The organism is Afipia dichlorophenoxyacetatis (assembly GCF_055386385.1).
The window spans coordinates 4,734,219-4,757,916 of record NZ_AP029250.1 but is presented as its reverse complement, the minus strand read 5'-3'; the positions used below and the strand labels follow the sequence as shown (position 1 = coordinate 4,757,916).

Annotated in this window: 19 protein-coding genes and 1 other RNA gene; 11 read left to right on the top strand and 9 right to left on the bottom strand. The window is 59.0% G+C overall.

What is annotated here, in order from left to right; all coding sequences use genetic code 11:
• Nucleotides 1–78: 78 nt before the first annotated feature.
• Nucleotides 79–1,605, top strand: a complete 1,527-nt coding sequence (locus tag ACZ5C3_RS22260) for a hypothetical protein (RefSeq protein WP_464033094.1) — start codon at nucleotides 79–81, stop codon at nucleotides 1,603–1,605.
• Here the strand turns inward: ACZ5C3_RS22260 and ACZ5C3_RS22255 are convergent, their stop codons facing one another.
• The 5 genes from ACZ5C3_RS22255 to ACZ5C3_RS22235 all read right to left on the bottom strand — a co-directional run bounded on the left by ACZ5C3_RS22255 (nucleotide 1,606) and on the right by ACZ5C3_RS22235 (nucleotide 8,189).
• A complete protein-coding gene (locus tag ACZ5C3_RS22255) occupies nucleotides 1,606–2,103 on the bottom strand; it encodes a transglycosylase SLT domain-containing protein (protein WP_464033092.1) in 498 nt (165 codons plus the stop codon).
• 233 nt (nucleotides 2,104–2,336) lie between these two features.
• Entirely contained in the window at nucleotides 2,337–3,554 is a 1,218-nt protein-coding gene (locus tag ACZ5C3_RS22250; RefSeq protein ID WP_464033091.1) for an ABC transporter substrate-binding protein, read from the bottom strand.
• A gap of 111 nt (nucleotides 3,555–3,665) precedes the next feature.
• Nucleotides 3,666–5,216 carry a DUF4403 family protein gene (locus ACZ5C3_RS22245; RefSeq protein WP_464033089.1) on the bottom strand — a complete coding sequence of 517 codons (1,551 nt, stop codon included), beginning with the start codon at nucleotides 5,214–5,216 and terminating at the stop codon, nucleotides 3,666–3,668.
• 112 nt (nucleotides 5,217–5,328) lie between these two features.
• On the bottom strand, nucleotides 5,329–6,894 hold the full coding sequence (locus tag ACZ5C3_RS22240) for a FecR family protein (protein WP_464033087.1): 1,566 nt from the start codon (nucleotides 6,892–6,894) through the stop codon (nucleotides 5,329–5,331).
• A 251-nt stretch (nucleotides 6,895–7,145) separates the two neighbouring features.
• A complete protein-coding gene (locus tag ACZ5C3_RS22235; RefSeq protein ID WP_464033085.1) occupies nucleotides 7,146–8,189 on the bottom strand; it encodes an MBL fold metallo-hydrolase in 1,044 nt (347 codons plus the stop codon).
• 527 nt (nucleotides 8,190–8,716) lie between these two features.
• Here ACZ5C3_RS22235 and ACZ5C3_RS22230 point away from each other — a divergent pair.
• Nucleotides 8,717–9,925: an extensin-like domain-containing protein gene (locus tag ACZ5C3_RS22230; RefSeq protein WP_464033084.1), complete on the top strand. Its 1,209-nt coding sequence runs from the start codon at nucleotides 8,717–8,719 to the stop codon at nucleotides 9,923–9,925.
• A gap of 107 nt (nucleotides 9,926–10,032) precedes the next feature.
• Here the strand turns inward: ACZ5C3_RS22230 and ACZ5C3_RS22225 are convergent, their stop codons facing one another.
• Nucleotides 10,033–10,668, bottom strand: a complete 636-nt coding sequence (locus ACZ5C3_RS22225; protein WP_464033083.1) for a TetR/AcrR family transcriptional regulator — start codon at nucleotides 10,666–10,668, stop codon at nucleotides 10,033–10,035.
• Between the two features lie 173 nt (nucleotides 10,669–10,841).
• Between ACZ5C3_RS22225 and ACZ5C3_RS22220 the strand changes: the two genes are divergently transcribed.
• Nucleotides 10,842–12,089 carry an HlyD family secretion protein gene (locus ACZ5C3_RS22220; protein ID WP_464033081.1) on the top strand — a complete coding sequence of 416 codons (1,248 nt, stop codon included), beginning with the start codon at nucleotides 10,842–10,844 and terminating at the stop codon, nucleotides 12,087–12,089.
• A gap of 24 nt (nucleotides 12,090–12,113) precedes the next feature.
• Here the strand turns inward: ACZ5C3_RS22220 and ACZ5C3_RS22215 are convergent, their stop codons facing one another.
• Entirely contained in the window at nucleotides 12,114–12,242 is a 129-nt protein-coding gene (locus tag ACZ5C3_RS22215) for a hypothetical protein (RefSeq protein WP_464044810.1), read from the bottom strand.
• On the opposite strand from ACZ5C3_RS22215, the gene ACZ5C3_RS22210 reads away from it, so the two are divergent.
• The 6 genes from ACZ5C3_RS22210 (at nucleotide 12,235) to ACZ5C3_RS22185 (ending at nucleotide 20,217) form a co-directional block, all read left to right on the top strand.
• The gene (locus ACZ5C3_RS22210; protein WP_464044797.1) at nucleotides 12,235–13,716 is read left to right on the top strand and encodes a DHA2 family efflux MFS transporter permease subunit; all 1,482 of its coding nucleotides are present in this window, start codon (nucleotides 12,235–12,237) and stop codon (nucleotides 13,714–13,716) included. The two genes, ACZ5C3_RS22215 and ACZ5C3_RS22210, sit on opposite strands and share 8 nt — an antisense overlap.
• A gap of 158 nt (nucleotides 13,717–13,874) precedes the next feature.
• Nucleotides 13,875–15,008 (top strand): thiolase family protein, encoded by a 1,134-nt coding sequence (locus ACZ5C3_RS22205; protein ID WP_464033077.1) that lies wholly within the window; start codon nucleotides 13,875–13,877, stop codon nucleotides 15,006–15,008.
• A complete protein-coding gene (locus ACZ5C3_RS22200; protein ID WP_464033076.1) occupies nucleotides 15,008–15,391 on the top strand; it encodes a Zn-ribbon domain-containing OB-fold protein in 384 nt (127 codons plus the stop codon). Before ACZ5C3_RS22205 ends, ACZ5C3_RS22200 begins: the two co-directional genes overlap by 1 nt.
• 419 nt (nucleotides 15,392–15,810) lie before the next feature.
• Nucleotides 15,811–17,613, top strand: coding sequence for an ABC transporter ATP-binding protein (locus ACZ5C3_RS22195; protein WP_464033074.1), 1,803 nt, complete (start codon nucleotides 15,811–15,813; stop codon nucleotides 17,611–17,613).
• A gap of 173 nt (nucleotides 17,614–17,786) precedes the next feature.
• Nucleotides 17,787–18,326 carry a FecR domain-containing protein gene (locus tag ACZ5C3_RS22190; RefSeq protein WP_464044796.1) on the top strand — a complete coding sequence of 180 codons (540 nt, stop codon included), beginning with the start codon at nucleotides 17,787–17,789 and terminating at the stop codon, nucleotides 18,324–18,326.
• Between the two features lie 7 nt (nucleotides 18,327–18,333).
• Nucleotides 18,334–20,217: a CHASE2 domain-containing protein gene (locus ACZ5C3_RS22185; protein WP_464033072.1), complete on the top strand. Its 1,884-nt coding sequence runs from the start codon at nucleotides 18,334–18,336 to the stop codon at nucleotides 20,215–20,217.
• 175 nt (nucleotides 20,218–20,392) lie between these two features.
• On the opposite strand, the gene ACZ5C3_RS22180 is transcribed toward ACZ5C3_RS22185, so the two are convergent.
• A complete protein-coding gene (locus ACZ5C3_RS22180; RefSeq protein WP_464033070.1) occupies nucleotides 20,393–21,430 on the bottom strand; it encodes a DMT family transporter in 1,038 nt (345 codons plus the stop codon).
• Between the two features lie 95 nt (nucleotides 21,431–21,525).
• Nucleotides 21,526–21,944, bottom strand: an RNA gene (rnpB, locus tag ACZ5C3_RS22175) — RNase P RNA component class A.
• Nucleotides 21,945–22,101: 157 nt separating this feature from the next.
• On the opposite strand from rnpB, the gene ACZ5C3_RS22170 reads away from it, so the two are divergent.
• Both ACZ5C3_RS22170 and ACZ5C3_RS22165 read left to right on the top strand, forming a co-directional pair.
• Nucleotides 22,102–22,449: a YciI family protein gene (locus ACZ5C3_RS22170; protein WP_464033068.1), complete on the top strand. Its 348-nt coding sequence runs from the start codon at nucleotides 22,102–22,104 to the stop codon at nucleotides 22,447–22,449.
• Between the two features lies 1 nt (nucleotide 22,450).
• Nucleotides 22,451–23,695, top strand: coding sequence for an RNA polymerase sigma factor (locus ACZ5C3_RS22165; RefSeq protein ID WP_464044278.1), 1,245 nt, complete (start codon nucleotides 22,451–22,453; stop codon nucleotides 23,693–23,695).
• Nucleotides 23,696–23,698: the final 3 nt, after the last annotated feature.

Below are 23,698 nucleotides of genomic sequence, written 5' to 3'. Positions count from 1 at the left end.
GTTAAGCGTAGGTGACGTGATGTCAATGTTTCCACATCTAATTCACCCTCTTGCGGGCCGCATATCAGCATATCTCCGATGCGTGCCGTCCTAGCCAATGAAACGCGCGCCCATATGAGTGCACGACTGGCCGAATATTTGCGCGCTGTGCAGTGCACACTGCCGCTATGGATCGGGTTCGTTATTTATGTCGTGTTCCTGGCCGGTGGAAACTGGCTGCTGACCGATCCCGATACGTTTTGGCAGATCAGTGTGGGGCGATGGATTGTCGAGCACCGCACCCTGCCGGTGGTGGACATGTTCTCGCTTACAATGCGTGGCCAGCCCTGGATCTCGACGCAATGGCTGGCGCAGGTCCTGTATGGCCAGGCTTATGCTCTGTGCGGATGGGCAGGGCCGGTGGCTCTGGCCTCGCTCTCCATCGCGGCAGCATTCGCTCTGCTCGCTCGGTTTCTGCAACGCCAGCTTGGAAGCGTGCCGGTCGTGATCCTGACCGTGCTGTCGCTGGCGGTTGCGTGGCCGCATCTCCATGCACGCCCCCATGTGCTGGCGCTGCCGGTGATAGTGGCATGGGCGGGACGTTTGCTGTCTGCGTCAGATCGCGGCCTAGCCCCGTCGTTGTGGCTCGTCGCGTTGATGGCACTGTGGGCTAATCTTCACGGCAGCTTTCTGTTTGGCCTGGCGCTGATTGTCCCGGTCGCATGCGATGCAGTGATCAATGCTGACCCGGCCGCGCGGCGTGCGCGCATCCTGCAATGGTGCATCTTTGTAGCAGCGGCACTCGCAGCGAGCATGGTCACGCCTTATGGATGGAATTCGCTTCTCGCTGCGCGCGCGATTCTCAATCTCGGCGATGCGCTGTCGCTGATCGGTGAGTGGCAGCCCGTGGACTTCGGGCATCCCGGACCGATTGAAGTGGCTGCGCTGGCAGCTTTCGCGCTGGCTTTGCTTGCCGGTGTGAAACTTCCTCCTGTTCGTGCGCTGTTGGTTGTTGCCCTGCTGTTCATGGCACTATCGCACCGGCGGAATGTGGATGTCTTTGCGCTGGTGTCGCCATTGGTGATTGCGCTGCCTTTAGCGGCGCGATTCAAGTGGCTGTCTCATCAGCCGCTAGGGCCATCTCAGCTACGTGCAATCCAGTTTGTTAGCGTCGTGATGCTCGCGGTCGTGGTCACGATTGGCGTCGGTTCGGCCCGCTCTTACAAGCCGGACGCTAACATCATGCCGGTGGCAGCCGTTGACGCTCTTAAGCAGGCCGGTGTGACGCGCGTCCTCAACCACTATGGTTTTGGCGGGTACATGATTTTCGCCGGCCTTCCGCCCTTCATTGATGGACGCACTGAACTCTACGGCGAAGCGTTCGTCCTGCAGCACGCCGCGGCGCAAATGCTCCGCCGGCCGGCCGATCTTTTCACTCTGCTCGATCGCTACAACATCGAAGCGACGCTGTTTGACCGATCGACTCCGGCCGCCTTGCTGCTCGATCACGTCGACGGTTGGCGAAAGCTCTTTATCGACGACCGCGTTGTCGTGCATATCCGCGATCCCGGCGCCGTTCATAATGTTGATCCCGAAATCAAGCCTTCCGAAGATGAAAGCCGCTGATCACTGCTCCGGCTGCGGCTGCGGCGGCGGGGACTCGGGCGGGATCTGCGCCGCATTTGCATTCATGAGCGGAGACGACGCATCGATGATCGGTTGCTGCTTGTGCTGCAGCCGCTGGCGCTTTGCGACATAGTAATATCCCGCCGCATAGTAGCGAACTGCGCGGGTATGATTGCCGTTTGCAGCCTGATAAGCGCCGGCGAGATACTTCACTGCATAGGTCAGGTTGGTTTCGGGATCGAGTAAGCCCTGCGCGGTGCCGGTGTACCCGAGGCCTCGTGCGGTGGCGAGCTTGATCTGCATCATGCCGTAGTTGCCAGCGTGAACAACACGCGGATTGTAACGGCTCTCGCGCATGATCACGCGATGAACGAGTTCCACGGGCACGCCGTTTGCTGCGGCATGACTCGCGACCATTTGTTCGTAGTTGGCACGTTGGGCGGAAGCAGGATGAATAAAAAATAGCGCTGCGCTTGCAGCGAGCAAGATACGTTTCATCGATCTCATCCTTTGATGAAGATGGATTCCGGGCGGCCATACGCCTGCACTGGAAATGGCTGCCCGTTTAACGATGACGGACGCGATGATCTTCATTGAGGTCGAATTGTGGAGAGATCATGTCCCCCACAACTGTCCTAAAACTGATTTGATGCATTCCTGCATGCACTGAAAACGAAACGCCGCACAGGGGGCGGTGCGACGTTCATCAGTTTAAGCGTTGATCGATGATGTTATTTCTTTGTGACGAGCGGGCAGCCGCCTTGATCCATCGGACGATAGGCCTCGTCACCTGGAACCGTTGCAATCAGCTTGTAGAGATCCCAGTCGCCTTTCGATTCGCTCGGCTTCTTGAGCTCGAACAGATGCATCTCATGCACCATGCGGCCATCGTCGCGGATGTAGCCATCCTTGGTGAAGAAGTCATGGATATGCGTCGCCTTCATCTGCGCGATGGTCTTCAACGCATCGTCGGTGCCGATGGCATCGATTGCCTTGAGATAATGCATCGTCGCAGAGTAAAGGCCGGCCTGAATCATGGTCGGCATATGTCCGACCTTGTCGAAGAACCGCTTCGAGAATGCGCGGCTTGCATCGTCCTGATCCCAATAGAACGCGTCGGTAAGGATCAAGCCTTGTCCATCGTTCAGGCCGATGGAATGCGAATCGGTGATTTCGAGCAGCAGGGCGATGAGCTTTTGGCCGCCACCTTTGGTTAAACCGAACTCGGCTGCCTGCTTGATTGCATTGGTCGTGTCGCCTCCGGCATTGGCGAGGCCAATGACCTTTGCTTTCGACGCCTGAGCCTGCAGCAGGAACGATGAGAAGTCTGACGTGTTCAGCGGATGGCGAACAGTGCCGAGTACTTTGCCACCGCTCGCCTTGACGATGCTCGCCGCATCGCGTTCCAGCGCAGCACCGAATGCATAGTCGGCCGCGAGGAAGAACCACGTGTCTTCGCCGCGCTTGACCATCGCTCTGCCGGCAACATTGGACAACGCATAGGTGTCATAGGTCCAGTGAATGCCGTTCGGCGAACATGCGGAGCCGGTAAGGTCGGACGAGCCGCCGCCGGAAATAATGAAAACCTTGTTCTTCTCGCGCGTGATGTTTTGCACGGCGAGCGCGACGGATGATGTCGGCACGTCGAGAATCGCATCCACCTTTTCGTTGTCGTACCAGTTGCGCGCGATATTGGAGCCAACGTCCGGCTTGTTCTGATGGTCGGCGTGAACGACTTCAACCGGCTTACCTTTGACCTTGCCGCCGAAATCCGCGACCGCCATTTCGACTGCCGTAACCGAGCCCTGGCCGGTCGCGTCTGAATAAAGGCTCGACATGTCGGTGAGGACGCCAAGCTTGACGACATCGTCGGAAATCTGGGCATGCGCAGAAATCGAGGAGACCGCGAGCGCAAGCAGCGCTGCGCTTGTGAATTTGAAGAACTTCATTGCTACGGCCTCTCCGTTGGTTTCTTGTTTTATGCGGGCGACAACCTGCGTCAAACCGCCGCAGGCATCAAGGCCTGTTCGTTCGGACGGAAGTAAAAATTTTTGCGGAGTTCACAATTTAGGGAGTGAGGTGACCGTCACGCCGATCGCACCTTGCGCCTCGGCAATGATGCGAAGCGTGTTGGAATCAAACGCGATGCTCGCAAGGCGAATATCGGTCACCGATGCATCCATGCGGATGCCGTCATCGTTTTGGCGGAAGTCGGTGACCACGTCAGAGATTTTCTGCCGCGCATTGGTCGCAAACGTCTTGAGGTCAATGGTGGCGCGATCTTCAAGCGCGCGTTGCAAATAGGGGATTGCCGGTTTCGCTGCGGCACCGAGCAGGCCGAAAGCCGCATCGGATTCGACCGCGAGCTGCAGATCGGTCAAGCGCAGGATTTGCTGTTGCTGATCGAGGGCAGGCTTGCCCCAGATATGGATTGTTGCCTCGCCGCCGAATCCGAACCAACTCGTTTTTTCTTTTGCATTCACCAGCAGCGAAATCAGTAACCGATCACCGGATGCGCTGACTTTGGCGCTTTTGACCGTCACATCCACTGCGCCACTGCCGTCCTCCGGGAAGACACGATCCTTCAACTGCAACGTGACGATCTTGCTGACTTCGGCAAAGGGGAGATCAATCGGCACGCCGATCTTGACGCGTCCGCGGTCAGGCGCCGGGACAATATTGAGTGTGGTGGGAAATGGGCAATCGGGTTTGGTCTCACTTGGCAGTACGCGTGTTTCCGCCTGCATCCCGAGCGTGAGGTTGACAGCATTGGCGTCGATGCGTGGTTGCGCCGCGACGGCGGTGACGGGGCGCATCTCGAGCCACAGTGGAGGCATGCCCGCCGCAGCCGGCGGCAGTGGAATCGAGCGGCACAGCTTCGCCCATTCGCGCCGTGCATTCTGTTCAAGCGATGGATCGTTGCGCAGCCGTTGCTGCAACAGATTGATCTGTTCATTCACGGTCTTGTCGATCAACGGCTTCACCTGTGCGGGCACTGCGATTTTTGCCCCTGCAACCGAAAGGTTGCTGTCGCCGAGATTGACCTGGGCCGTAAGATTGGGATCGACCCGCCAGTTCGGTAAAATTTGCGGGCGTGCGGTCATTGCAACATTGCCGTGAATCGCGGCGCTTGCATTCAGATTCTTGATCGAGACATTCCCGAGTTGTTTGACGGCGTTGTCACCGAGAAGACCACCGAGCGCATTGCCCAATGCGCTGCCGCCTGCAACGGACAAGGAGCCCAGCACGGTTAGCCGGCCATCGAGCGGCGTCGAGAGCGCCAAAGCATTTTGCGCGCCGGATGCGGCAATCGGACCACGCGAGACGGTCCAGTTAATGTCAGCATTGGAGAGGATTTGTGCGATCGGATTTTCGGCTTTGCCGCCGAGGTCGCGGGGCGCAGCGCGATCGAGCGCGTCGCGTAGCGCAGCGATCGACACTGCGATGGGCGTCATGATTTCGGAATTGCGCGACACCGGTGGCAGTGGCGGAAGTTGTGCCAGCTTCGGTGGCGCCACATCGGTTGGCCAGAGCCTGTTCATCGCATAGAGGCTGGCTCCGAACGAAATGACGAGAGCTGCCAGCCCCAACAAAATGATCTTTATGCGCATCACGACTCCAGTCACATCACGACAGCGATGCTACCGGTGTCGTTGCGCACATGCCACCCCGTGCGGCGCATGTTCTCGAAGCAGTTTTGCTCGTTTCGGGGATCGGTTCCCTTTAATTGCGCTCGTCGTTTTTCTTCCGATCTTGCTCTTGCTTCGGCGGAGGCCGCCGTTGCTGCACAGGTTGTCCTTGTGGTGCAGCGCGCTGCACTGCTCCGGGGACCTGAGGAATTGGCACGCCAAGCCGGCCCACAATGCCGCCGAGTTGGCCCGGCAGTCCAAGTTGCCTCGGCCCGAATTGGCCTGATCCGCCGCCAAGTTGGCGCTGTGCTGGATTTTGCATGCCGGGCTGATGTTGAAGACCTTGGCGCGCGCCAATTTGATTGGGAGCGCCAGACGCCCTTTGCATCCCAGGACCGTTTTGCAGGCCTTGCCGCTGCCCGAACTGACCCGGCGCACCCGTCTGCCGTTGCAATGCGGGTTGGTTTTGCAGGCCCTGGCGCTGTTGGCCGGGTGCGTTCTGCAATCCAGACCGCTTTTCCTTACCCTGTTGCTGTTGCTGCTGCTGCTGTCCTGGCTGGTTCTGAAGACCAGGTCTTTGCGGTGTCTGCTGGTTACGCAGGCCTGGTTGTTGTTGTCCCGGTTGGTTACGGAAGCCCGGCTGGTTCTGCAGGCCATTCTGCCGTTGCAATCCAGGCTGCTGTGCACCATTGGGCCGGCCGACGCCCGGCTGCCGTTGTGGGTTCTGCATCCGGAATGTGCGCTGCTCCCTCACAATGTTGCGGCCGATTCCCTGCATCACGTGCACGCGTTGTACGAAGCCGCGATCGCGCGCCATCTGTTGCTGCGATATCACCATGGGCATCACGGACATTCGCATGCCAAATCCGCGGACCATCTCGCCGCGCACGGTGAATCCGCTCGCGCCTTGTGTGAGCATGCCGAGTTGCGCACCATCGCGGGCCTTGACCTCGATACGTCCGACCTTGCCGTCCGCATCCGGATAGAGTTTGACGCCCACGTTGTTGGTGGTGCTGCTGGCGGTCGCGCCTTCGGGAACGTCCACGACTCCTGTCGTGCCGCGAATGCCGAGCGTCGCCGTTGGCGTTTCAATTTTCATGTCGCCTGTCTTGGCGACGTGAGCTGCAACGAAGGCCATGGTGCCGCGCGCGACATTGATTAATGCAGCGTTGGCGTTGCCGCCTTCCTGGTAGACGAAATTATCGACCACGATGCGTGAACTTGCAGACAGATTGAGTGTCGTGTCATCAGTGAACGTGACGATGAGGGTCGAGTTCTTCCCCGTCTGCAGCGTATCGCCTTTGAAGATATCATCCTTCAATTTGAGCGGCGCACTGGCACCATTGCGTGTGACTGTTGCGGCGCCTTCCAAGGTCGCGACGTTGCCGACGGGTTCTTCGGCGGTGGCCTGTGATGAATCCGCCGCACTCTGACTTAGTTGCTGGGCGTCAGGCTGGGGCTGGGTGTTCTGCGCCGGCTGCCGGTCCGGTTCAGGTGTTGCCGGTTGAGACGTTGCCGGTTGCGCTGGCGCCGGTTGTGATGGTTCGGCTTGGGCAAAACGGAAGCCGGGCGAGACGGGATTATCCGCTCTGGCCGGGATCGACGTCGAAATGAGGCCGCAAAGGATCGACGCAACAACCAGGCCGCGGCAGCTTTTCACGATGACACCTGTGTAAAGCAAATAAAGAACGGAAGGTTAGGCAACGGATGGGATTTTTGACAGCACCGGTATCGGGATGCAACGCCGGTTGTTCATGAAAATAGATCTATCCATTGCAATTGTGGGGCGAACGGAAGGGCGCCACGTTGCCCGTCAAATCATGTCGAAAATAGGCATCAAAATCTCCCCTGCACATTCGTTTGGTCTGCGCAGGGAGGACGAGGGTTCAAAGCTAAGATAAATCAGGCGCGTCACCCAAGAGGAATGGTTTGTCCGCCAGCCTTCCGCCACGCCTCTATCCCGCCCTGGATGTGTCGGGTACTGGCGAGGCCTGCCTGCTGCGCGGCCTGCACCGCCATGGCGGAGCGCTCGCCGAACGCACAGTAGAACAGCAAGCGGTTGCCGGGGGCGAGGCCGAGTTCGTGAAGGAGGCCTCCCGGTCTGACGTTGTCGGACAGATCCGGATATGGCGCATGCAATGAGCCTGGAATGATGCCGTGTCTTTCCCGTTCTCGCCGTTCACGAAGATCGATCAGCACGACGCCCCGTTGTCCGATCAACTCCATGGCCTGCGATGGCGTGAACGCCCAACCACGGCGGGCGACGTCATCTTGCGCCAGCCCGACATGCATGTTTGCGGGAACGGCGACATCCATCATTTTCGGATTCGGCAGGTTCAGATTGTTCATCAGCTCGATGTACTCATCCACCGATTTCATCTGTAGGCGGGGATTGCAAGCTCTCTCTTCGCCGATCGTCGAGACCGTATCGCCTTTGTAATCGTGCGCCGGATAAACCAGTGTCTGATCCGGCAATTTCAGCAGCCTGCCGAAGATCGATTCATATTGGGCGCGGGCGTCGCCACGCTGGAAATCGGTTCGGCCGGTGCCGCGGATCAGCAGGGTGTCTCCAGTGAAGACGCGATCAGCCATGGCGAAGCTGTAAGAATCGTCAGTGTGGCCGGGTGTATAGATCACATCGAGGTTGACACCTTCAATGTCGATGCGGTCGCCGTCTGAGACGCGCATGGAAACAACGTCAACGCCACTTTGTTCGCCCATCACAGTGATACAATGGGTTTTGTCGCGCAGCGCGCCGAGGCCGGTGATGTGATCCGCATGAAGATGCGTGTCGACGGCCTTGATGAGTTTGAGATCGAGATCCCGCAAGAGCTGGACGTACCGATCCACCTTCTCGAGCACGGGATCGATGATCAACGCCTCTCCGCCGCGGCGGCTCGCGAGCAAATACGTATAGGTGCACGACGTGCTGTCGAACAGCTGGCGAAAGATCATGATCCTCTCCTTTGGAGCAATCGGCGCCATCCGGCAACGCCACAATACACCGCTCAATGTGCGATAGTCGCGCACTTTGATTCTATCTATATTTTAATGGAAGAGACGCTCGCTGATAGGGCACACCATCAATTGATGGCGCGTGATCACAGTGGCGCGCGCATTGATCAGTGCGAATGATGAAATGAGTGTCGACCGGGTCGCAGTGCTAGAGCAATCCCAGCACAATCGCGGCGACGAACAAGATCGACGCATACGCAGTCGCAACGCTTACCGTCCGGACCATCGTCATCAGACAACTCCCTGAAGACCACCAGCCGGGAAGCAGGCTTCCGCAGCTTGAAGGGTCGCGAATTGACATCGCTTGTTCCTGTAACGTGAGAAATGGCGAGCCGTTCCGCTGCGGAAAAGTCAGGCCTGCTGCCTCATCACGATCGCGCTTAGTGCGCGGGGCGTAAACGTGGTTAAAAATCATTGAATAACAATGCGTTGAGAAGTCTTTAATTATCTTCGGTGAACTTGCATGCATGGCGCGTGGAGTTTGTTTGTATCTTGTCGGCTCCCTTGTCCTCGTCTCGTTGGCGGGCTGCGGTCGTGGTTTTTTCACGGCAGAGCGGGAGCCTTGGAGAGCAGAGGCCGAGAAGGCATGTCTGCAATCCGGCGCGGTGAAGGAATCTGCGGAACTCGTCCGCATTGATCCCATTTCGGGCCCTGGCGTCTGCGGCGCGGAGTTTCCGCTTAAGGTTGCGGCGCTCGGTGAGCCCAACAGCAACCTGGGCTACGCTGACGATCTGCGGCCGCCGGCAAGCATCGGCAATCAGCCGCGCTGGCCGGTCTCGCAGCCGCCCCCGTCCTATTCACAACCGGCCTATTCGCCGCCGCCCTCTGGCTATCCGTCATCGAATGGTGCGCCGAGTGCTGGCTATCCGGCGTCATCCGGCACACCGATGTCGTTGAATGCGCCGGGTGTTGCGCCTCCCGATGATGAAGATATCGCTGCAGGAGCCGAGGGAACGGCACCTCCGATGAGCCGCGCGCCCGCTGGCGCGCAGCCTTACTCCGTAAGCCCATCTTTCCAATCTTCCGCGCCGCCGCGTCTCGGTCCGCAGGGGTCGCCTGTCAGTGCCGTTGGTCCGGTGGCCCTGAAGCCGACGGCGACACTGGCATGTCCGATTGTCTCGATGCTCGATCGCTGGTTGGCGGAATCCGTACAGCCGGCTGCAGAACGTTGGTTCGGTTCGCGGGTTGTCGAAATCAAGCAGATCTCCGCTTATTCCTGCCGTGGCATGAATGGCAATCCGCGCGCGCACATTTCCGAGCATGCGTTTGGTAATGCGCTGGACATCGCAGGATTTACGCTTGCTGACGGACGTCGCATTGTAGTCAAAGACGGCTGGAAGGGATTGCCGGAAGAGCAGGGCTTCCTGCGCGATGTTCAGGGCGGTGCGTGCCAGATGTTCAACACCGTGCTGGCGCCGGGATCGAACGTATATCATTACGATCACATTCACGTTGACCTGATGCGGCGCGCGAGCCGGCGCATCATTTGCCAGCCTGCAGCTGTGTCCGGTGAAGAAATTGCATCGCGCGCGTTCTCGAAGGGATATGCGGGACGTGATAACGGTATCACGGGTTCAATCGGCCAGAGGTCGCGTCGTGTGTATGCACGCGGACCGTTGACCAAGGATGATCAGGAAACGATTGAAGACGAGTCGCGCATCAAGGACCGCGATTAGAGCTTCGGTTATGTTTGAATCATAACCGAAGCTCTAGATTCTTGTGTTGACGCGTTTTCTTCACGCGAACCGGTAGCTCACTTCGCTTGAAAACGCTCTGGGCTCGATCACTCAGGTTTTGGTCCGTAGTTCGCAAGAAACATACGCGCTGCGCTGTCGACGACGGTTGCGATCTGTGAAGGCGAGGGAGCAGGCTTCGCCTGAAAAATATAAGGCTGGAACAGCGTTGCCTGGCACATCTGCATGAACTGCGCCGCAGCGAGTTCGCAATTATCGATGGCGAGCTTTTTCTCTCGAACCTTGACCCCGAGATACTCCGCGAAGCCGTTGATCGTATGTGCAATCACGCGATCGTAAAAGCGGCGGCCGACATCGGGCATGCGTTCTGCAATTGCCATCACCGTGCGGACCGACGATCCACCGCCCGGTCGGCACAGAATGTCGATGTAAGCTCGGCCGAAATTGCCAAGGACTGCCGCCGGATCTTTGGCCGGGTCGAAGTCAAACGTCGCCTTGCCTTGCTCAAGGCATTCCTGCTCGACAATGGCCTCAAACAGCCCGAACTTGTCAGCGAAGTAAACGTAAAGCGTGCCTTTCGAAACACCAGCTGAGCGCGCGATCTCTCCCATGCTGGCGCCATCGAAGCCCAGGTCCATGAAAACGCGGTGAGCACCTTCCATGATCTGGCGGCGCTTGGCGCTGTCTACCTCCGGATGGAGGGCTGTCAGGGAGCTTGCAACCATTTGTTTAGCTTGAACCCGGTTTCCCGCCTCGAGATGCGATTCGTAAGATATTTCGCCGATAAACGATCAATGTATCACAGAACCTACCATTGACCGAACCGTTCGGTCAATGGTAGGTTTTGACGCATGCTGAGGTGCTTGCCGTGGGGCAGGCCAAATTAAGGAAGCCAAGAATGGCCGTGCCTGCTCGCGAAACTCCCCGGGTTGTCCACCCGGAGCCGGATGCGCCCGAAGGTGGGGCCTCGCGTGTGGTGCAGGACATCGACGCCGCGCAGCGGAACGACGCGCCCTCCGCACGCCGAAAGTCCGAGGCACCGGCAACTGCGGCACCAGCCGAGGGCACAGCGGCGAAACCGAAATCAGCAAAACGCAAGAAGATCATTGTCGGCGTCGGCGCGTTGGTTGCGCTCGCCGTGATTTATTTCGGCGTGCACTATATTTTTGTCGGCCGCTACATGATCAGCACCGACGACGCTTATGTTCGTGCCAACAACACCACGCTCGGCGCGAAGGTAGCTGGACACATCGCCAAGATCGGCGTCGTAGACAATGCGCGCGTTGGTGCGGGTAACATCCTGTTCCAGATCGACGACGGCGATTATCGCCTGGCCGTCGACAATGCCCGCGCGAAGATCGCAACCCAGCAGGCCACGATTGAACGCATCGGCCGTCAAGAAGGCGCGCAATTGAGTGCGGTCGATCAAGCCAAGGCGCAGCTCGTGTCCGCGGAAGCCGCAACCAAGCGCGCGCAAGCTGACTTTGTTCGCCAGGAAGAATTGAGCGCCAAGGGTTTCGCATCGAAGGCAACCTTTGACGTCTCGCAGGCGGCGCGTGATCAGGCGGTGGCTGCCGTCGAAGCCGCAAAGGCAACGCTCGAGGCAGCGCAGACCCAGGTTGACGTCGTCAAAGCACAGAAGGCAGAAGCCGAGGGAACGCTACAGGAGCTGCGCTCCATGCTAGCGAAGGCTGTTCGTGATTTGTCGTTCACTGAAGTGCGTACGCCCGTGGACGGCATTTTCTCCAATCGTCTGGTCAATGTCGGCGACTTCGTACAGCCCGGTCAGCGCCTCGCCAACGTCGTGCCGCTCGATGACGTCTATATCGACGCTAACTACAAGGAAACGCAGCTTGGTCGTCTAAAGCCGGGGCAGCCCGTCTCGATCACCGTGGATGGTGTGAGCGGCCGCACGATCATGGGCGTGGTTGACAGCCTCGCACCGGCCTCTGGCTCCGTCTTTACTTTGTTGCCGCCGGACAACGCGACAGGCAATTTCACCAAGATCGTTCAGCGCGTGCCGGTCCGTATCCGTGTGCCGTTCTCGGTCGCACGCGAGAACCTGCTGCGTCCCGGCATGTCGGTGATCACAACCATCAACACGAAGCCAAGTCCGGACGCTGTTGATCCGATCACTGCGCGATAGCTATCCGGTTCACGCGATACGGATTTAGGAACGATCGATGTCCGCCAGTGCAACATCGCCGAGTGCTGGTGCCCAGGGCGCCTCGGGGCCGCCGGAGACGGTGAGTTCGCGGCGGCTATTCGCGTTCTTGATCATGGTATTTGGGATGTTCATGTCGATTCTGGACATCCAGATCGTCTCGGCATCCCTCTCCGACATTCAGGCTGGCCTGTCCGCAAGCTCCAGCGAAGTCTCTTGGGTGCAGACCGCATATCTAATTGCGGAAGTGATCGCGATTCCATTGTCGGGATTTCTGTCCCGTGCCTTCGGCACGCGGTTGCTGTTCGCCATTTCCGCCGCCGGATTCACCGGCGCGAGCTTCATGTGCGGATTCACCTCGACCATCGAACAGATGATCTTGTGGCGTGCGATCCAGGGCTTTCTCGGCGCCGGCATGATCCCGACGGTGTTCGCGTCTGCCTATACGATCTTTCCACGCAGCAAGATGCCGCTGGTGACCCCAATCATTGGCCTGGTGGCGACGCTGGCGCCAACGATTGGTCCGACTGTCGGCGGTATCATTACAGATGCAATGTCGTGGCACTGGCTATTCTTCATCAATGTGCTGCCGGGTATCGGCATCACGATCGGCGTGCTCGCGTTGGTTGATTTCGACAAACCGAACTTCGCGCTGCTTGAGCAGTTTGATTGGTGGGGCCTGATATCGATGGCCGGATTCCTCGGCGCGCTGGAATACGTCCTTGAGGAAGGGCCGCAATACGATTGGTTCGACGACACCTCGGTGTTCGTGCTCGGGATCGTCTGCGCCGTGTCGGCCATCTGCTTTTTCTATCGCGTTCTCACGGCTGAAGAGCCGATTGTCGATATCCGCGCGTTCTCGGACAGGAATTTTGCGATCGGCAGTATCTTCTCTTTCTGTGTGGGTATCGGCCTGTACGGTCTGACCTATATCTATCCGCGCTACCTTGCCGAAGTGCGCGGTTACAGCGCGGTGATGATTGGCGAGACCATGTTCGTTTCTGGCGCTGCGATGTTCCTCACCGCGCCTTTGGTCGGGCGGCTGATGACCAAGGTCGACCTGCGCTACATGATCGCGGCGGGATTGATTATCTTCGCGATCGGATCGTGGCAGATGACATGGATCACACGCGATTTCGATTTTTATGAATTACTAATCCCGCAGATCCTGCGCGGTGTCGGCATCATGATGGCGATGATCCCGGTCAACAACATCGCGCTCGGTACCTTGCCGCCGTCGCGCATGAAGAACGCCTCGGGGCTGTTTAATCTCACCCGCAATCTCGGCGGTGCGGTTGGACTCGCAGTCATCAACACGGTGCTGGATACGCGCACGGACCTGCACATCGTTCGCTTGCAGGAGCGAGTGCATTGGGGGAACGCGACCGCGACCGAACTTCTCAATATGTTGACCCAGAAATTCCAGGGCGCAGGCAATGCGTCGATGATGGCAATGAAGCAGCTCTCGCAGATCGTTCATCGCCAGGCGGTGGTGATGAGCTTCGGTGACGCATTCTTCGTGCTGACGGTTTTCTATCTGGGCCTCACGGCGCTGGTGATCTTCGTCAACAAGCCGAACATGGCCGGCCCACCGCCCGACGCGCATTGAGCTTTGGTCGCGGGACTGCACTTAGCACTCACGCGTCTCTGAGCTGGCCCCCCACCTTAAAGTAAGCAATCATATTGTCTGCACCCATTGTTCATGCTTGAACGACGGTTGACTTACAAAGCGCAGAAACAATGCGCCAATAATAAGCGGGAGGGGCGATGAGTTTCATCAGTGGTGTGGGATTGACGCCGTTCGGGCGTCACGAGGGGCGCTTAACCATCGATCTGATGAGCACGGCCGCCGAAAGTGCGCTGTCCGACGCCGAACTGAAGCGAAAAGACATCGACGGCCTGTTGTGCGGTTATTCCACCACCATGCCGCACTTGATGCTGGCGACGGTGTTCGCCGAACATTTCGGGGTGCAGCCGGCTTACGCGCATGCCATTCAAGTCGGTGGTGCGACTGGGCTCGCGATGGTGATGCTGGCGCATGAACTGGTCGATGCAGGCGTCGCAAACAATATTCTTGTGGTTGCGGGGGAGAATCGCCTGACCGGGCAGACCCGCGACTCCGCAATGCAGGCGCTGGCGCAGGTGGGGCACCCGCAATTCGAAGTGCCGCTCGGGCCGACGATTCCAGCCTACTACGGATTGATTGCATCGCGTTACATGCACGAATACGGCCTCCGGCCGGAAGATCTTGCCGAGTTCGCCGTGCTGATGCGCAAGCATGCGATTGCCCATCCTGGAGCGCAATTTCACGACCCGATCACTGTCGAGGACGTGATGGCGTCGCGCGAAATCTCGACGCCACTCAAGCTGCTTGATTGTTGTCCGGTCTCGGACGGAGGTGCCGCGCTTGTTGTCAGCCGCGAGCCCACTAACGCGCGTCGCGTGAAGATCGCCGGCTGCGGGCAGGCGCACATGCATCAGCACGTCAGTGCAGCCCGTACGCTCACGGAGTTCGGAGCCGCAGTCGCCGTGGAACGCGCCCGGGCGAAGTCCGGTATGGCGATCAGTGATGTCAAATATGCCGCGATCTACGACAGCTTCACGATCACTCTGACGGTCTTGCTGGAAGAGATTGGACTGGCTGGCCGGGGAGAGGCGGCGTCACGCGCGCGAAATGGGGATTTCGGCATTGGCGGAGCATTGCCGCTCAACACTCACGGCGGTCTGTTGAGCTATGGTCATTGCGGTTGCGGCGGCGCGATGGCTCACGTCGTCGAAACGCATCTACAGATGACGGAGCGCGCTGGACCACGCCAAGTGCGTGATGCGTCTGTCGCGTTATTGCACGGGGATGGTGGGGTGATGTCATCCCATGTCAGCATGTTTCTGGAGCGTGCGTAATGACTGAAACAACCGCGATGACCGAGGCAACCGTGCCCGCCGACTGGACCGAGGGCGCCGAGGCGGTTCTCTATCAATCCTGCACCGCATGCCGTCACGTTTGGTATTTTCGGCGAGGATTTTGCCCGTCTTGCGGAACGCAGGATCCGCAAACAAAACGCGCGAGTGGCAACGGAGAGGTCTATGCCACGACCATTGTGTGCCGCGCCGCGACGCCGGAAGCGAAAGCGCATGTGCCTTACGCCATTGTGCTCGTTGATATGGAAGATGGCTTTCGCATGATGGCGCATGGCGACAATGAACTGGTCATTGGCGACAAGGTCATTATGCAATTTCGACCATTCGCCGGGGCTGTTGCGCCCTATGTTGTCAAAGAATCGTAATATGAGAATTATGTCTGCGGCGCCCAGCCGCAGACATATGTAAGCTCCGCGGTTAAAAATTTGCCGCAATTATTGCTTAAATAATGATCAGTGGACCACACGGTGTGGTCCACATTGTTTGTGACGCGGGAGGATTCGCATGGATTGCAAAAATGCGTTGATCGCGACCCCGCGTATCTTCAGCCGCTCCCGCACCTTTGGGTGACTTGCCTGCCTTATCGGACGGCCTTCGTTTCTGCCGTTCATTCGCAAGCATAATCGCACGAATCCGAGCTGGAAGCTGATCTGGGCCGGGCTGTCGCGCTGCGCTCCTGTTTATTTCCAAACTGAGAAACTTATTCACGACGTTTGCGCGTGGCGACGCCATCGCTCCGTCGATCGACATGGAGCCGGGCGAGGTTGTCGTGCCGGAAAATACAATGACTTTTGCTCGTAAAAAGCAGCTCGCCATTCGCGCGGTGCTCCCATTTGTTTTCCAGCATTGGCGTCATCAGCCACTGCGCGGATCGATCGTTTGCATCGGCTTGGCCGGTGCAACAGTCGCAGACGTTTTCATGCCCTTGTTCGCGGGCCGCTTGGTTGATGCCATTACGCTTGGTGCGACCGACATGGCGGCCGCGCGGCATGGCGCGATAACAGCGTTCAGCATCATCGTCGCCTTGGGCTTCGCCTCGATGTTGCTACACTTCATAGGCCTGCAGGCCATTGTGCCATTCACGCTGCGCATCATGTCCGACGTGGCGCGGAATGCGTTCTTGCGCGTGCAGCGTTTTTCGACCGATTGGCACGCCAATACTTTCGCCGGGTCTACGGTGCGAAAGATCACGCGCGGCATGTGGGCGCTCGATCTGCTCAACGACACGCTGCTGATGGCGTTGCTGCCGTCATTCGCCGTGCTGCTGGGATCGACGCTGCTTCTGGCCTGGTACTGGCCCATCCTCGGCGCTGCCATCGCCATCGGTTCGGTCCTCTACATCGTCATGACCGTGCTGCTGACGACGCGCTACATCGCGCCGGCGGGGCGCCTGTCAAATGCTTTGGACACCAAGGTTGGTGCTACGCTTGCGGATGCGCTGACCTGTAATGCCGTGGTCAAGTCTTTCGGGGCCGAAGTGCGCGAAGACGAGAGGCTGGGCGGAGTCCTCCGCAAATGGCGGCGGCGGGCCAATCGAACATGGTTTCGTTACAACTATGTGGGGACAGCGCAGCTCGCTGTGCTCCTTGGCGTGCGTGTGACGGTCATCGGTGGAGCGCTGCTGCTTTGGACGGCCGGGCGCGCAACGGCTGGCGATGTGGCCTATGTGTTGACGAGCTACTTCGTGATCCACGGCTATCTTGCGGACATCGGCATGCACATCAACCACCTGCAGCGTTCGGTCAACGACATGGAGGAACTGGTTGCCATCCATGACGAGGCTATCGGAATCGCCGATGCGCCCGATGCGACACCCATTAAGGTGTCCGGCGGCAATATCGCGTTCGACGATGTAACGTTTCACTATCGTGGACACGACACGCCGCTTTACGACCGGTTGTCGGTCAACATCAAACCCGGTGAGCGGGTCGGTCTGGTGGGACGCTCAGGCTCAGGCAAGACCACCTTCGTCAAGCTTGTGCAGCGTCTGTATGATGCGACTGGCGGCCATATTTTGATCGACGGGCAGGATGTCGCAAAGGCGACGCAGGAGTCGCTTCGCAGTCAGATTGCTATCGTGCAGCAGGAGCCGATCCTGTTTCATCGGTCGCTCGCTGAGAACATCGCTTATGGCCGGCCTGGCGCCAGTCTGGCGCAGATCGAGGAGGCTGCGCGCTTGGCTAATGCGCATGACTTCATCGTCCGCATGCCGAAGCGTTACGATACGCTTGTCGGTGAGCGCGGGGTGAAGCTGTCGGGCGGCGAACGTCAGCGGGTGGCACTGGCACGTGCGTTCCTTGCCGACGCGCCGATCCTGATCCTGGACGAAGCCACATCCAGCCTTGACTCGGAATCGGAGGCGCTGGTTCAGGAGGCGATGGATCGCCTGATCCAGGGCCGTACCGCGATCGTGATTGCACACCGGCTGTCGACAGTGCGGAGCCTTGATCGACTTCTGGTCTTCGATCGCGGCCGGATCGTCGAGGAGGGCACGCATACCACGCTCGCCCAGCGGTCCGGCGGCATCTATCGTGCGCTGTTCGAGCGGCAGGTCCTCGATCTCGATCGGATGCTCGCGGCGGAGTAATGCGGCCTCTAGACCAAAAGCTAACGGGGTGCGTCGGTGGCGCACCCCGCTTTTGTCTTCGGGGGCGCCGATCTTTCCAGCTATAAAAAGCCACTTATTGCGCTCAATCTCGGAAATTGAATTGGGATTTTCCGGCGCCATGGGATTCCGGCGCACGTAGAAGGAGCAATATGATGTTATCGGCGGGTAGACGTTTTCTTTATCTATTGAACGTTGTTCTTCTCGGTATGTTCTGGATGGGGGACGCTCTGGCGCAGCAACAGGTCGCCCCGGGTTGTGTCATGGAGCGGATCTTGCTGACGGGGCAGCAGACCTTGCGCTGCGAGCCCAACGTCACAATTGTTGCTGAAGGTGGTGCGCAATACACGCTTCTCGATCGCGACAAAAATGGCCAAATCGATGCGGCCAATCTTGGAAGCAAGGCCTTGTTGGTTGATGCGCCTAAGGCGCGGGGCAGGGCAGGCTTTCAGGTGATCACGCCACAGGCCATCGCCGCTGTGCGCGGTACGAAATGGGCTGTCGATGTTGCCGCAGACAAGACATCTGTTTTTGTTGTCAGGGGCAAGGTCGCCGTCAGAAGGCCCTCAGCCGGCCGGGGCGTGACCCTCGGTCCTGGCGAGGGAGTCGATGTGGACAGCGGAGCAGGTCCATTGACCGTCAAGCGCTGGCCTCCGGAACGGGCCGCGGCGTTGCTGGCGCGGCTCGGCCAGTAAGTACAGGATGAGCAGCAGGGCGCTTCAGACGCTCATCGCGCTGGTGTTGGCAGGCCTGTGGGGAGCGGGCCTGAGCTTTATTCACTTGCGCGGTGATGCGTGGTTTCTCGATCGCATCGAAGCGACGATGACCGATCTTCGGACAATCGTGCGCGGCAAAATGCCGGCGCCGGATCTCGTCACTATTGTTGCAATCGATGACGAGGTGGTCCGCGAGCAAGGTGGCTATCCTCTTCCTCGTGCCGCGCTTGCGAAAATTATCGATGGAATCGCCCGGTTTGATCCGAAAGTGATCGTGGTCGATTTGTTGTTTGTCGATCCGGGGCAAGAAGCCGGTGATCAGGCGCTTGAGCAGTCGCTCGGTCAGACCTCAAGTGTGATTGCCGGAGCCGCTGTATTTGGCGAAGGCAAGCAGTGGATCAGCGGCGAGAAGGATGGACCGCTCGCCGGCGTGCCAAGCGCAGACCGGTTTCTGTTGCCGCTGCCAAGATTTGCGGACCGCGCTGCTGTCGGAGTTGTGAATGTCGCGACCGATCGGAACGGAACGCCCCGCTTCGTTCCGATGTTTTTCAGAGCGGGCGATCGCGTTGAAGCCTCCCTGCCGTTGCGTGTTGCGACCATCGCCTCAGCAGCGGACCCCGGCATCGAAGCCAATCGTCTGACATTGGCTGGCCGTTCGATCCGCACCGACGTGAGCCATGTGCTGCCTCTGACGTTTTACGGTCCGCGCGGCACGATCCGGACGGTCAGTGCCGCATCGGTGTTGAACAATCAGATCGCTAGTGATGCTGTCCGTGATCGGATTGTGGTGATCGGGGCGACGGTCACTGGAGGCGGTGACGTTTTTCCCACGCCGTTCGACTCGGTATTGCCCGGAGTGGAAGTGATCTCCACAGCCATCTCGCAGATCATGACGGGGGACGGCATTGTGCGGGACCGCTCCGTCCGGTGGATCGACGCCGGGATCGCGGTGGGATTGCCGATGCTCATCGTCGGGTTGCTTGCGTGGCGCCGCAGCGCGCTTGGCCTGTTCGCGATCGCAGCCGTCGCCATCTCCTGGTTGGTGGTCAATTCTGTTGCGTTCTCGCACGGCATTTGGATGAGCGCGGCGCTTCCCATGGCTGCGACCATTCCTCCTGCCTTGCTGTTTGGCGCAGTACAGATCTGGCAGGACCGAAAGAGCGCGCAGTATTTCGCGACGAAAAGCGATCTCCTGCAACAATTCCAAGCGCCGATCGTGCGCGAATGGCTGACCCGGCACCCGGATTTTCTCGCGGAGCCGAGACAGCAGAACGCAGGGATCGTGTTCATTGATCTGTCTGGATTCACGGCGCTCACTGAAACGCTTGAGCCGAATGACACACGCGAACTGTTGAAATCTTTCCATGCATTGATCGACAGGGAAGCCGTCGCCAACGGCGGCGTGATCACGAGTTTCATGGGGGATGGGGCAATGATCTTGTTTGGATTGCCGGAACCGAAAATCGAGGATCCCGCCAACACAGTCCGCTGCTGTGTCAATCTGTGTTATGGCACAGAGAAATGGCTCGCTTCGCTGGCGCCGTCCATCGCTTCACGCATCGGCTTCAAGGTCGGTGCGCATTTCGGGACGATCGTTGCGTCGCGGCTTGGTGGTGGAAGCTATCAGCACATCACGGCGACGGGTGACACAGTGAATGTTGCGAGCCGATTGATGGAGGTTGCGGCCAAGCGAGGTGTTGAACTCGCGCTAAGCGATGATCTGCTTCGCGCAGCTGGTTCCGATAATGCGCTGCTCGTATGCGGCAGTTTGAGCGATCCTGTTGAAACAGACATCCGTGGTCGATCCGGCTTGCTGACGATCCATTTTTGGGACAGCGACAGGAATCTTGTGGGCAGCGAAATCGGCTAGAGTCCCGATTCCGAAGTTCGCATCATTCCGCTGCTCGTTCGTCTGCGAACTTAGGAATTGAAGGACTCTAGCAAGTTATTATTCTGGTGTGGCTTTGGTTCTGAAGTCCGCATTCCGGACTTGCTGCACGAATGATGCGGACTTCGGAACCGCGACACTAGGCGCATTCGGCGGGCTACCGCCGGACGCGAACGCGCGAACTGATCGCAACGGTGATGACAACTGCAGCGGCGAACAGCAGGATCTGCAGTGTAATGTCTTCGCCGTTGAACAGCGCCGCCAGGATGAATGTGAAGAACGGCTGCATCAACTGCGTTTGCGAGACGCGCGTGATGCCGCCCATCGCCATTCCGGCGTTCCAGGCGAAGAAGCCGATCCATTGCGAGAAGAGTGCGACGTATAATAGCGCGAGCCACGGCTTGAGCGGGATGCTTGCGACATCGGCCGGCATGGTCAGCGCCGCGGCCGGCAGCGAAATTGGTAGTGCGATCACCAGCACCCAACTGATAACTTCCCAACCCGGCATCGATGCCGTCAGCCGTCCGGAGAAAGCGTAGCCGACAGCTGCGACAGCAACGGCCACAAACAGCAGGAGGTCTCCGGTTGACAATGCACCGCCTCCCTGACGCAGGGCGAAGGTGATGACCAATGCTGCGCCAATGACGGATGCAATCCAGAACAGCGGCTTCGGCCGTTCATGGGTGATGAGGACGGCAACGAAAGCGGTGGCGATGGGCAGGATTCCAAGAACAACACCGCCGTGCGAGGCATCGACGGTCTGCGTGGCAACTGCCATCAGAAATGGAAACGCGATGCCGACGCAAATCATGGTGACGGTAAGCTGGAGCCAGAGATGGCGCGGCGGCAGGGAGCGCCGGAGCACGACGAGCAATGCCAGCGAACACAATCCGGCAATCGCCGTTCGCGACGCCGTAAGGGCGAGCGGGTCGATCGCAGAGACAGCGATGCGCGTCGCCGGCAGCGTGCCGGCAAAAATCGCAACGCCAATAAGGCCAAGCAGCAAGCCGAGCGGCTCACGAGAAGACGGAGTTGAAATCGTGGTTGTCGAGGTCATGGTCGGAGGACCGTACATGCTTCGCACGACGAGCCCGATAGCCATCGCCGTATGGCAGGAATGACCTAGCGTCCCGATTCCGAAGTTCGCACAGGCTTGCGGCTTCACCCGGAAGAATTTCAAATCCGCGGCACTCAAGCTGACAGGGGGCTCCAAACTGGCGAGGGGTCCGGCGTGTTGCGCCGAACCCCTCGTTGTCATCGCAGGATCTCAAAAAGATCGCGCGTCTATCAGGTATCAGCCAGCCTATAAGCCGGGTTCTGTAGGGCCTGAATGGTTCGCACCAGACAGACGTGACGGCCATTCCTCTGGGACGCAAGTTACCCTGCGCCTCAAGCAACCTACCCGGACAGCGAGCCTGACATCGCCCTGCGGAGTTATCGCCCGAAAGCGAACTTTCCGCGTTGCCGTCCCTATTCGGTTTTGCTCCCGGTGTGGTTTGCCATGCCGTTTCCGTTGCCGGAAACGCGGTGCGCTCTTACCGCACCTTTTCACCCTTACCCGGTCCGAAGACAGGGCGGTTCATTCTCTGTGGCACTTTCCCTGGGGTCGCCCCCGCCGGACGTTATCCGGCACCGTATGTCGATGGAGCCCGGACTTTCCTCCCCGGCGACCTTTCGATCCTTGCCGGAGCGGCCGTCCGGCCGACTGACGAGGGAGGACATGAGCGTTCCGGATCGGCACGTCAAGCAAATTGCAGGGCAGTTGGGGCGGAAAATAAACTATCCTGAAGATGTCGTTCCTCGGGCAGCCTGCTCGTCTGAAGAGGGACGGCGGATGGCGCCGGTTCAGTCGAGGGAGTGTCTGAGATGCAATATTTGTTGCTGATCTATCGAAACGAAGCCGAGGCCGCAAAAATGACCGAGGCTCAGGCCAAGGACATGACAGCGGAATTTAGCGTATTCACCCAGTCAATCGTTCAAAGCGGTCACTTCAAGGGCGGTGACCGGCTGCATCCGACCAATACGGCGACGACAGTGAGAGTCCGGGATGGCAAGACCCTCACAACCGATGGACCGTTCGCCGAGACCCATGAGCAACTCGCTGGGTACTACATGGTAGAGGCCAAGGATCTCGATACTGCGCTTGGAATCGCGGCGCGAATTCCGTCCGCAAGGATGGGCTCTGTCGAGGTCCGGTCCATTTATCAGATGTAAAATGACGCCTGGCGAGGTGGAGCCAATATTTCGCGATGAAGCGGGCCGCGCGCTTGCGACGCTGATCCGTGTTCTCCGTGATTTCGACCTCGCCGAGGACGTCTTGCAGGAGGCATTCGTCGCAGCGCTACAACGCTGGCCAACGGATGGCATACCGTCCAACCCGCGTGCGTGGCTCGTCAATGTCGGACGCAACAAGGCCATTGATCGTATTCGCCGCCAGGCCACGTTTCGTGCGAAACAGGATCAAATTGTCCACGAGATCGAATGTGGCGCGAGTCCTGCGGGCATCGATGAACCTGATCAGGACGCCGTGCTGGATGACGATGCATTGCGGCTGATCTTCATCTGCTGCCATCCAGCCTTTGCAATCGAGATTCAAGTTGCTTTGACCTTGAAGACGATTTGCGGCCTGTCCACCGCGGAGATCGCACGTGCGTTTCTGGTCAGCGAAGACGCCATGGCCCGGCGTCTTGTCCGGGCCAAGGAGAAAATTCGGGTCGCGGGAATCCCATATGAGGTGCCGCAGCGCGACCAACTCGAATCCCGTCTCCGCGGGGCCCTCACGGTGATCTACCTCGTCTTCAACGAAGGTTATTCCGCCACCGCAGGCGAAGACCTCATGCGCCTTGATCTCGCGCGTGAGGCGATCCGGTTATGCCGTCTGCTTGATCACCTCATGCAGGGACACAACGGCATCAAAGGCTTGCTCGGTTTGATGTTGTTGCACGATGCACGGCGATCCAGTCGGGGGACGAGCGAGGGTGATATCGTGCTGCTGGAGCATCAGGACCGTTCGCGATGGGATCGGGCCCAGATCGCGGAGGGGCTGCAATTGGTCGAGGATGCGTTATCGGTTCCGGGCCGGCCCGACGCTTATGCGGTTCAGGGCGCCATCGCAGCGCTTCACGCGCGTGCCCCAAGTTTTGCGGAGACTGACTGGCCACAGATTGCGGGGCTTTACGCGGTGCTGATGCGGATTGCCCCATCGCCTGTGGTTGAGCTTAACCACGCCGCCGCCGTTTCCATGGTCGATGGACCGGCAAAGGCGCTGGAGCTGGTCGATGCGCTTGACGCGCGCGGGGCATTATCCGGCTACACTTTATTGCCCGCTGTAAGGGCGGATTTGTTTCGACGGCTGAAGCGGTTCGATGAGGCGCGCGCGGCTTACGCGCAGGCGCTTGAAGTGACCAAGCTCGATCCGCTCCGACGGCTTTATCTGCGACGGCTATCCGAGCTCAATTAAGAC

Excerpts from the sequence above, each read along its gene's own strand:
- ACZ5C3_RS22210 (WP_464044797.1), top strand. The coding sequence starts at position 12,235 with ATGTTCATGTCGATTCTGGACATCCAGATCGTCTCGGCATCCCTCTCC.
- ACZ5C3_RS22195 (WP_464033074.1), top strand. The coding sequence starts at position 15,811 with ATGACTTTTGCTCGTAAAAAGCAGCTCGCCATTCGCGCGGTGCTCCCA.
- ACZ5C3_RS22255 (WP_464033092.1), bottom strand. The coding sequence starts at position 2,103 with ATGAAACGTATCTTGCTCGCTGCAAGCGCAGCGCTATTTTTTATTCAT.
- ACZ5C3_RS22165 (WP_464044278.1), top strand. The coding sequence starts at position 22,451 with ATGACGCCTGGCGAGGTGGAGCCAATATTTCGCGATGAAGCGGGCCGC.
- ACZ5C3_RS22235 (WP_464033085.1), bottom strand. The coding sequence starts at position 8,189 with ATGATCTTTCGCCAGCTGTTCGACAGCACGTCGTGCACCTATACGTAT.
- ACZ5C3_RS22230 (WP_464033084.1), top strand. The coding sequence starts at position 8,717 with ATGGCGCGTGGAGTTTGTTTGTATCTTGTCGGCTCCCTTGTCCTCGTC.
- ACZ5C3_RS22185 (WP_464033072.1), top strand. The coding sequence starts at position 18,334 with ATGAGCAGCAGGGCGCTTCAGACGCTCATCGCGCTGGTGTTGGCAGGC.
- ACZ5C3_RS22190 (WP_464044796.1), top strand. The coding sequence starts at position 17,787 with ATGTTATCGGCGGGTAGACGTTTTCTTTATCTATTGAACGTTGTTCTT.
- ACZ5C3_RS22170 (WP_464033068.1), top strand. The coding sequence starts at position 22,102 with ATGCAATATTTGTTGCTGATCTATCGAAACGAAGCCGAGGCCGCAAAA.
- ACZ5C3_RS22205 (WP_464033077.1), top strand. The coding sequence starts at position 13,875 with ATGAGTTTCATCAGTGGTGTGGGATTGACGCCGTTCGGGCGTCACGAG.
- ACZ5C3_RS22260 (WP_464033094.1), top strand. The coding sequence starts at position 79 with ATGCGTGCCGTCCTAGCCAATGAAACGCGCGCCCATATGAGTGCACGA.
- ACZ5C3_RS22245 (WP_464033089.1), bottom strand. The coding sequence starts at position 5,216 with ATGCGCATAAAGATCATTTTGTTGGGGCTGGCAGCTCTCGTCATTTCG.
- ACZ5C3_RS22220 (WP_464033081.1), top strand. The coding sequence starts at position 10,842 with ATGGCCGTGCCTGCTCGCGAAACTCCCCGGGTTGTCCACCCGGAGCCG.
- ACZ5C3_RS22250 (WP_464033091.1), bottom strand. The coding sequence starts at position 3,554 with ATGAAGTTCTTCAAATTCACAAGCGCAGCGCTGCTTGCGCTCGCGGTC.
- ACZ5C3_RS22200 (WP_464033076.1), top strand. The coding sequence starts at position 15,008 with ATGACTGAAACAACCGCGATGACCGAGGCAACCGTGCCCGCCGACTGG.
- ACZ5C3_RS22215 (WP_464044810.1), bottom strand. The coding sequence starts at position 12,242 with ATGAACATCCCAAATACCATGATCAAGAACGCGAATAGCCGCCGCGAA.
- ACZ5C3_RS22225 (WP_464033083.1), bottom strand. The coding sequence starts at position 10,668 with ATGGTTGCAAGCTCCCTGACAGCCCTCCATCCGGAGGTAGACAGCGCC.